The sequence below is a fragment of the Acinetobacter lwoffii genome (assembly GCF_024129685.1).
GTDB lineage: Bacteria > Pseudomonadota > Gammaproteobacteria > Pseudomonadales > Moraxellaceae > Acinetobacter > Acinetobacter lwoffii_X.
In genome coordinates this window covers 1-7,370 of the sequence record NZ_JAMXXL010000056.1, presented here as the reverse complement: position 1 = coordinate 7,370, position 7,370 = coordinate 1, and the positions used below count along the sequence as shown (strand labels likewise).

Here is a 7,370-nt window from a genome sequence, read left to right as displayed (position 1 = left end):
ATGCACTAGTAACTACTCGCATCAATGAAAACATTAAGCATGAAGCAACGGAAGTTCTAGCAACAATGGGCTTAACCGTCTCAGATGCAGTCCGTTTGTTATTGACCAAAGTAGCTAAAGAAAAGGCTTTGCCTTTTGAAATTTGGCAACCTAATGCTGAAACCATTGCAGCAATGGAAGAAGATCTAAGCAAAGCAAAGAGCTTCACTTCTGTAAAAGACTTGATGGCTGATCTAAATGCGGACGATTAAGTACACATCAGCATTCAAGAAAGACTATAAACGTGAGAAAAAAGGCCAGCATCGAAATACAGTAGATACTGAACTACAAACTGTTTTAGAGTTATTACAAGCTGATGAACCTTTGCCTGAAAAGTATCGTGACCATGCTTTGGTCAGTAATTGGGTAGGTCATCGTGATTGCCACATCAAACCAGATCTTGTTTTAATCTATAAGAAAACAGAAGAAGGTGAACTGCTAATTTTGAAATTAGTTCGATTAGGCAGTCATAGTGAATTGGTAATTTGAGTGACCAAATATCAATAACAAAATTTTAAAATAATCTTCAAAAATGGGAGCTTAAGGCACCCATTTTTGACTTCGGATAACGTGTATTATATTAATTTTAGAATCTCTTATACGGACAATAACGATGACGAGAATATTTATACTGATGTTCGTCGTTGGACTTTTGAGCGCTTGTCATAGGCCTTCATCAGCCGATCAATCCAAGATGCAAGAATTACAAGTAATATCTTCTGGTGAACAGACCTTAGCAAAATTTTCTTGGCAATTGATCGAGGCAACAAATGCTAATAGTGAACGTATAGATTCATTATTTTTGGCTTCAAAACCTGACCAGTCCATCACGCTAAAATTTGCAGATAAGATGCTGTATATTGGTAATTTATTTTGTAATATAAATTCGATTGGTATTCATTTTAAAGGCAATCGTTTATATGCTGAACAGCCAATTGTTGCCACAATGATGGGCTGTCCTGATGATATCAACTTACGTGAAAGTACGATGATAGATATTCTGGTGAATTCTCCCACATTGTATCTTCAATCTCGTAAGGGGCAGGTACAACTGCTTATAGAAACACAAAAAAAAGAGAAGTTGATTTTTAAAGGTGTTCAAGTCAACAAGTAGCCTGAATTCTTGCAGTACACTGATGAAAATCATAAATATTTTTTATAAAGTGAGATTTCACAAAAAATGAGATTTTTTTCTTTACTAATCTTACTTATATTTTCCACGTCTATACTGGCTTCTCCTGCTTTTGCCCCTCAAGAATTAGAAGTATATAAGGGGCTCCAAAAAGCTAATATGTCACGTTTAAGAGTAAACCTGACTGTTTCTGGTAATGACCATAAAGGGAAAATTAATGTATCTAATTTCACTTTATGCTCAGCCGCTTCCTGCTGGAAAATTAAGGTTAATAGATATGTACCTGTTGTAAATAGTAGTACCACCAGAGGGTATTTGATAGCTGACGTATTAATTCCAATGAATGAACAGCTCAGAGAAGTATTTTTTGAGCCAACGACAGGTAATCAATCAATCAGAGGCAGATTAAAGTTCGGGAAAAAATTGAATATTGAACCTGAATATCTAGGACATAATCTATACATCGTTCTAGATAAGCGTATTAAGAACGATAAGATTGTTTACTATTATCCAATTTCTAGTACCGCATTACCTTATAATCCTGAGATTAAATATTATTTAATTGATCCAAAATTTAATCAGTTAATTCAATTGAATAGTAAGAGTGAAATTCTATTTCCAGCAAAGTTCTTACCTAAACCACAATTATTTTTTATTGCAGAAAATGATGTAGGTAAAAGATTTCCAATGCTAGAGATATATCCTTATGTCCAAGGAAAAGGTAATGTGAAAATTAAATTAGCTGAAATAAAAAAAAGAAATGTGAATTTATCCTCAGATCAGCTAACTTCAATACAATACTCTGAAATTACGTCTGCTAAAACTCGTGTAATTAGCGGATCAAATACTCCCAGTAGAGTAGTGTCAGAAAGACACTTATTATGGCTGCAACTACTAAAATCTTTACGTTTATACGAGTTATAAACTTAGCTCGATGCTTTGAAATATGGCTTTAGCCATGTTTCAAAGTCGAGCCACTTTGCGCGTACTGGTATAAATTGAATAATGAAAGAAACCAAGCAAAGTACTGTCCCATCTCAAAATTTGGTTGACTATGAAAATATATAATTTAGCTCAAAGTTTTTTCATCATTTCTGTACTGACTGGTTGCATGGCAAAACCTACCTTAGTTTCTAATGCCATAGAACCTGTAAAACCTGTAAAACCTGTAATTTTTATTAAGCAAAGTCCTGAAACAAAGACTTATATGCTCTCACTGACAGGTGGCAAATTACATTTAGATCCACATGGTTGTATTCGTCTAAACAGTGATACCAGCCCTTTTATTATCTGGGCTAATAGCAGCGAGTTAGAATATACAAGTGACGGTAGGATTAGTATTACCAACAAATTTAATAATCATAAAGTTTTTGTAGGTGATGAAATTAGACTTGGTGGAGGTCAGTACCCAACGAAACCTCAATCTATTACTAGCCCTATTCCAGATGTTTGCGCTAACCACGGCTACTGGATTGCGGCTCCGCTTTAACAAGCACTATTTAGGGTCAATCACGCAATAATCTTTGTTTGGCCCGTGACAGTCATTTTTCATAATCCGGACACAGGATTTACCGTTGCAGTTTTTAATATCCAGGTTATATCTTTGTTCTAGCCAAGCTGCTTCTGCACGACGTTCTTTGATCTCGTCAAAACTTGGAATGAATAAAAATATGAAAGACAGGAAAACCAGCACCAGACTGAGGAAAATTACACATAACAGGGCAATGAATCTGTAATTCAGTTTATCAGTAGCCTTATCTAGTTCATGAATACGTCCTTGAAGGGCGCGTGTGGCTTCCTGATTTGCGTTATTTAGGGTCTTTTTGCTCTGCTCTAGCACCCCACTAGCTACTTTGTTGTAAAACGCCTCTAATCGCTTGTTATCGTCTGCTATGGCTTCTCTGTATTCTTTCATGGAAGCCAGTAAAATATATAGTTGATCGTCTAAGTCATTTTGGTTGCTCATAGCGATGGCCCACTTCTTCCGTATTTAATACGCTGCGTCTGTTTCATTTTCTGCTCTTGTTCCAATTTCAATCTTTGCCTTTGCTCAAGTTCCAGACGTTGCGCTTCCTGATCTTTCTTCCATTGCTCGAAACCTTGCTCAACACGGTTGAAACCTTGTTCCAAGGTCTTTTCCTTTTGCTGTTGTTTGTATTGGAGCTGCTGGCTGTTTTGCTGTTTGATCATATCGTTGAAACGGCTAATTTCAGTATCTATGCCTTTTCTGCGCATCTGGGTGACTTTACTACCCTCATGGATAGTGGCTTGTAGAGCCTTACCTTGATCGGCATAGCTACGGTGGTCGATTCTTTCTCGATACCCTGCATGTTCGAGGGCATGATTGGCTAGCTTTGCCCAGGTGAATCGGATCTGTTTAATTTCTTCCTGGCTTGTTCCCATACCTAGAGTTTTTCTTTTGGTATTACTTAACTCAATATCGGTCTTATCCTTTAGCACCAAATTATGATCTTGATCCAGTTCAGCCTTACGGGTAGTCAATAAGATATGCGCATGATGATTTTTATCACTGCCATTATGACTAGGGGCATGAATGGCTAAATCTGCAACCACCCCATAACGGTCTACTAAAGATTGGGCAAACTCTTTTGCTAGTTCTTTTCGCTGTTCTTCGTCTAGTTCATCTGGTAGAGCAATCACCCATTCACGTGCAGTTCGGGCATCTTTCCGATTTTCTGATTTTTCTGCCAGATTCCAGACTTTGCTTCGGTCTAATTCAGTATCCAAATTAGAAAGAATTTCCGTATAAACCACACCTTCTTTTCTCGTAAAGTCGTGCGTTAATCCTGTTCGTTCATCTGTCAATTTTTCTCCTGCACGATAAGCCATAGATGCAACCGCAGTTCGTCCCGAACTTCGGTTAACGGTCTTAGTCGTACAGTGATAAATCGCCATGCCTTAGCCTTATGCTGGTTTTGCTTTTAAAATTGCGTAGCAATTTTTCGGGGTTAAGGGGATACCCCTTACGCAAACTTTGACTTGGATGAAATCCAAGTCGTAAGTGCGCATTTTATGAAAAACACGATAGCATATAGCCCGCTTGAATTTCAATTCATAGGGCCTTATGCTTGAGTGGTTTTCTATATCCCGAAATCTGAATCATGACAAAAGCTGCTGAAACTCTTGAAAAGAAAATCGAAGCCCAATTAGAGAAGCTGAAACAGTTAAAGGCTCGAAAACAAGCTATCGAAGCTAGAGAAAGGTCAAAGCAAAAAGAGCAGGAAAGAAAGGATGATACTAGACGTAAAATTTTGCTTGGTTCTTATTTAATTAAAAAGATGCAAAGTAATGAAGCCAACAAAGAAAAAATAATCGCTGAACTCAACGAGTATTTAACAGAAGATCGGGATAGACAGCTTTTTGACTTACCAAATATTGAGATATCTAAATAATGCAAAAAACACTAATTTTATGGGGGGGAATTTTAGCGACAATCATGGGTTCGCAAAATCTTAGTGCATGTATGCCACACTCACCAAATGAGGTATTTATAGCAAGGGTTCAATCATTTGAATCAGATAAAAATCAGACTAAATTTCAATTTTCTAACCATAATTTTATTTTTCGCCCATTAATAGCTTGGTTTAGATATTCTAGCCCAAATGAATGGAATGGCGATTTTAAAATTAAGAATATAAAAAAAGGAAATTTGATAATTGGTTTAGCATATCCGCCAGATGGTAACCAAGCAAGAAATTATCAGGTAAGTTCACTGGCACTACTTCACTGTAATAATGATGTTATATCAATAAGTAAGCCATCCACTCCTTTTTTAGCATGGGATAGAGCAAAAGGACGTTGTTTCTATACTGATAAGAGTGGTTTATTGAACGGCTTTCTTGAAAAAGATCAGGCATATTATTTACATAAAATTCAAGCTAAATATCCGACTTGCCGTAAACTGTACTCAGCATTCCCTATGACGTAATGTATATAAAATCTTAGTCTTTGAAGTCTGTTTCAGTCCGCAATGCTTTAAAAATCCGCTTTGCGGTTTCCTCTCGGACGGATGTAGGGTCACGTAAAATATTGGCAATCCATATTGAAAAGGCTGGGTAATCTTTATTGTCGGCTAAGTCAGAGATGCTATGAACCTTAGATAATACTGAACTGTAGGTCTTAATTTGACTGTCAGATAAGTTGCTGAACATATCTATAGTTTTTTGATCTCGCTGAGATTCTATTTTTTTAGGTGACAATTTTTGCTTAAATTTTAATTCTATGTGTGTGAACTTACGCCCTGTTTTTAACAGTTTATATTTGATTGTAATGGGAGATTTTTCATTAAGTTCATCAATTGCGGTATCTATTACCCATCTTTTTAAGTCTGCCGTTAATGGATACTTATTATTCAGATCAAGCATATTGCGCAAGTCATCAAGCCTTATTTTTCGATAACCTGTACTCTTGAATTGCATCATTAATTCATAAAATCGAACGCTATACCCACTACTTACTCCTGCTATGTCTTGAAGAAAATATTGTGTGAAGTTAGATGATAAGTTACTAATAAAGGGTAATACAGACTTACTAAACCTTATTGCCGCCAAAATATAATCTTCTGCATAAGGATCGCTCCCTGTCACCTCTTGGATAAATTCAGGATTAGCCAAAGCCCAATCACTATTGTATTTCATGATGTCTTGAACCCATCGAGTTTTAAATGTCCCTGCTTCAGTTGTTATTGTGATAACTCTATTAAAAAGTCGATCACATGCTTCTCTAATTTCTCTGCTTGCTGTTTTTGGGTTAACACCTAACTCAATAAATGATTCCCTTGTGACGCAATAACCTGTGTTATCTGTCACTTCTTCGCCTTTGGGTATACAGGCTATAGCCGCCAAAATTAAGCGCTGTTCATTCAAAGACAGTTGATAACTAGCTTCAATAATATTATTTGCTTTGACTACTAAGAGCTTACTCATTTTTGTATTCCTTATTATTAATTATGAGAATAATATATCGCCTCATAGTTATGCGTCAATCCCTCATAGTTATGCGTCAATCCCTCATAGTTATGCGTCAATCCCTCATAGTTATGCGTCAATCCCTCATAGTTAAACCTTGCAAAGCCACGCACAGCATGGCTTTGAGTGGGGTCTAAAAATATTTAAAAATATTTAAAATATTAAAAAATAGGGAAATACTTAAAACTGCCCTATGTACTCGCTAAAGCTCGTACTCTATTGAAGCTCGTTCCTCGCTTCGTGGGGCAGTTTTTGGTTAATCCTGTTTGTGAAATCTAAAAGCAAAAGCATTGGTAATGTATTCGCTTCGCTCATACTTTTTGAAAAGCAAAAGCTCCAAAGTTCGCACCCATTCGGGATGCTCTGTACCTACCGTTTAAAATCGAAAGGGAGCTTGTAATCAGAGAAAAGGCGAGGGCGAAATTTTGATGATGCTCAATCGCTCGTAGACACTCGCTCGGTTCTTATTATCTAGGTTTTAATTATTTACTGGAGCTAATCAAAGTTGTGAAACATTGCTTAAATAATAGGCGTGGAACGTGAAAAATCATAAAAAAAGCCCAAACAGTGATGTTTGGGCTATAAACTTTGAAATAAGTATTTGAATTTCAAAATAAATTATAACGCATTTCGTATAAGGTGTATTATGTTAATTTTAAGAAAACTTCAGAACTGATCTACTTACTGATAATAAATACTCTGCCTAATCGTTTTAGTATTTTTTCGACAGTGGGTTCTAAGACTTCTGGAGTTAAATTTAGTTTAATTTCTACAGGATAAGAGGTTAATAACTCTTTGATAGGAGGCCTTTGTTCATCAGGCAGACACTCAATTAGAATCATTAGAACTTTAGGCTCGAAGCATCTTTTTGATGTCGCTTTGAGAGTTAGGCTAGGCATGGATCACCTAAGTTATAATATTTTATATAAGTGCCACTGTATCAGATATTTAAATAAAGAAAGAATGGTTCTTTCTATCAAAAAAAGAATTGGATTATAAATATATGATCGTATTTTATTCTCCATTTAACATAATGGCTGTTATACGAATTGAACTTTTCGTCATCTAGGAATATAGTGTGATTAACAATGTTAATCATAGGGGCTTAACATGGCTTCAAATGCACTAGTAACTACTCGCATCAATGAAAACATTAAGCATGAAGCAACGGAAGTTCTAGCAACAATGGGCTTAACCGTCTCAGATGCAGT

At 36.2% G+C, this 7,370-nt stretch carries 11 protein-coding genes; 8 read left to right on the top strand and 3 right to left on the bottom strand.

Annotation, left to right across the window (positions count from 1 at the left end; translation table 11 throughout):
• From NI464_RS15430 to NI464_RS15410, 5 genes are all read left to right on the top strand, one after another.
• A partial coding sequence (locus NI464_RS15430; RefSeq protein ID WP_253139465.1) for a type II toxin-antitoxin system RelB/DinJ family antitoxin occupies window positions 1–251 on the top strand: 251 nt, incomplete at its 5' end.
• Window positions 238–528 carry a type II toxin-antitoxin system YafQ family toxin gene (locus NI464_RS15425; RefSeq protein WP_127219988.1) on the top strand — a complete coding sequence of 97 codons (291 nt, stop codon included), beginning with the start codon at window positions 238–240 and terminating at the stop codon, window positions 526–528. The genes NI464_RS15430 and NI464_RS15425, both read left to right, overlap by 14 nt.
• Before the next feature lie 205 nt (window positions 529–733).
• Window positions 734–1,153 carry an META domain-containing protein gene (locus tag NI464_RS15420; protein ID WP_034436859.1) on the top strand — a complete coding sequence of 140 codons (420 nt, stop codon included), beginning with the start codon at window positions 734–736 and terminating at the stop codon, window positions 1,151–1,153.
• A 66-nt stretch (window positions 1,154–1,219) separates the two neighbouring features.
• Window positions 1,220–2,095: a hypothetical protein gene (locus NI464_RS15415; RefSeq protein ID WP_005254168.1), complete on the top strand. Its 876-nt coding sequence runs from the start codon at window positions 1,220–1,222 to the stop codon at window positions 2,093–2,095.
• A gap of 130 nt (window positions 2,096–2,225) precedes the next feature.
• Entirely contained in the window at window positions 2,226–2,660 is a 435-nt protein-coding gene (locus tag NI464_RS15410) for a hypothetical protein (protein ID WP_253139462.1), read from the top strand.
• A 6-nt stretch (window positions 2,661–2,666) separates the two neighbouring features.
• Here the strand turns inward: NI464_RS15410 and NI464_RS15405 are convergent, their stop codons facing one another.
• Together NI464_RS15405 and mobQ are read right to left on the bottom strand one after the other, a co-directional pair.
• Window positions 2,667–3,137 (bottom strand): hypothetical protein, encoded by a 471-nt coding sequence (locus NI464_RS15405; RefSeq protein ID WP_005254164.1) that lies wholly within the window; start codon window positions 3,135–3,137, stop codon window positions 2,667–2,669.
• On the bottom strand, window positions 3,134–4,087 hold the full coding sequence (mobQ, locus tag NI464_RS15400; protein WP_005254162.1) for a MobQ family relaxase: 954 nt from the start codon (window positions 4,085–4,087) through the stop codon (window positions 3,134–3,136). Before mobQ ends, NI464_RS15405 begins: the two co-directional genes overlap by 4 nt.
• A gap of 206 nt (window positions 4,088–4,293) precedes the next feature.
• Between mobQ and NI464_RS15395 the strand changes: the two genes are divergently transcribed.
• Together NI464_RS15395 and NI464_RS15390 are read left to right on the top strand one after the other, a co-directional pair.
• Window positions 4,294–4,584 carry a mobilization protein gene (locus NI464_RS15395; RefSeq protein WP_180006187.1) on the top strand — a complete coding sequence of 97 codons (291 nt, stop codon included), beginning with the start codon at window positions 4,294–4,296 and terminating at the stop codon, window positions 4,582–4,584.
• Complete coding sequence (locus NI464_RS15390; protein ID WP_253135668.1) at window positions 4,584–5,120, top strand: hypothetical protein; 537 nt, start codon at window positions 4,584–4,586, stop codon at window positions 5,118–5,120. The genes NI464_RS15395 and NI464_RS15390 overlap by 1 nt, the downstream gene beginning before the upstream one ends.
• A gap of 13 nt (window positions 5,121–5,133) precedes the next feature.
• Here NI464_RS15390 and NI464_RS15385 read toward each other — a convergent pair whose 3' ends face one another.
• Window positions 5,134–6,117 (bottom strand): RepB family plasmid replication initiator protein, encoded by a 984-nt coding sequence (locus tag NI464_RS15385; protein WP_151710986.1) that lies wholly within the window; start codon window positions 6,115–6,117, stop codon window positions 5,134–5,136.
• A 1,152-nt stretch (window positions 6,118–7,269) separates the two neighbouring features.
• On the opposite strand from NI464_RS15385, the gene NI464_RS15380 reads away from it, so the two are divergent.
• On the top strand, window positions 7,270–7,370 hold a 101-nt coding region (locus tag NI464_RS15380; protein WP_253139468.1), incomplete at its 3' end, for a type II toxin-antitoxin system RelB/DinJ family antitoxin.

Bases quoted from the DNA above. Each gene is read 5' to 3' on its own strand.
- NI464_RS15425 (WP_127219988.1), top strand. From the start codon at position 238: ATGCGGACGATTAAGTACACATCAGCATTCAAGAAAGACTATAAACGT.
- NI464_RS15420 (WP_034436859.1), top strand. From the start codon at position 734: ATGCAAGAATTACAAGTAATATCTTCTGGTGAACAGACCTTAGCAAAA.
- NI464_RS15415 (WP_005254168.1), top strand. From the start codon at position 1,220: ATGAGATTTTTTTCTTTACTAATCTTACTTATATTTTCCACGTCTATA.
- NI464_RS15410 (WP_253139462.1), top strand. From the start codon at position 2,226: ATGAAAATATATAATTTAGCTCAAAGTTTTTTCATCATTTCTGTACTG.
- NI464_RS15405 (WP_005254164.1), bottom strand. From the start codon at position 3,137: ATGAGCAACCAAAATGACTTAGACGATCAACTATATATTTTACTGGCT.
- mobQ (WP_005254162.1), bottom strand. From the start codon at position 4,087: ATGGCGATTTATCACTGTACGACTAAGACCGTTAACCGAAGTTCGGGA.
- NI464_RS15395 (WP_180006187.1), top strand. From the start codon at position 4,294: ATGACAAAAGCTGCTGAAACTCTTGAAAAGAAAATCGAAGCCCAATTA.
- NI464_RS15390 (WP_253135668.1), top strand. From the start codon at position 4,584: ATGCAAAAAACACTAATTTTATGGGGGGGAATTTTAGCGACAATCATG.
- NI464_RS15385 (WP_151710986.1), bottom strand. From the start codon at position 6,117: ATGAGTAAGCTCTTAGTAGTCAAAGCAAATAATATTATTGAAGCTAGT.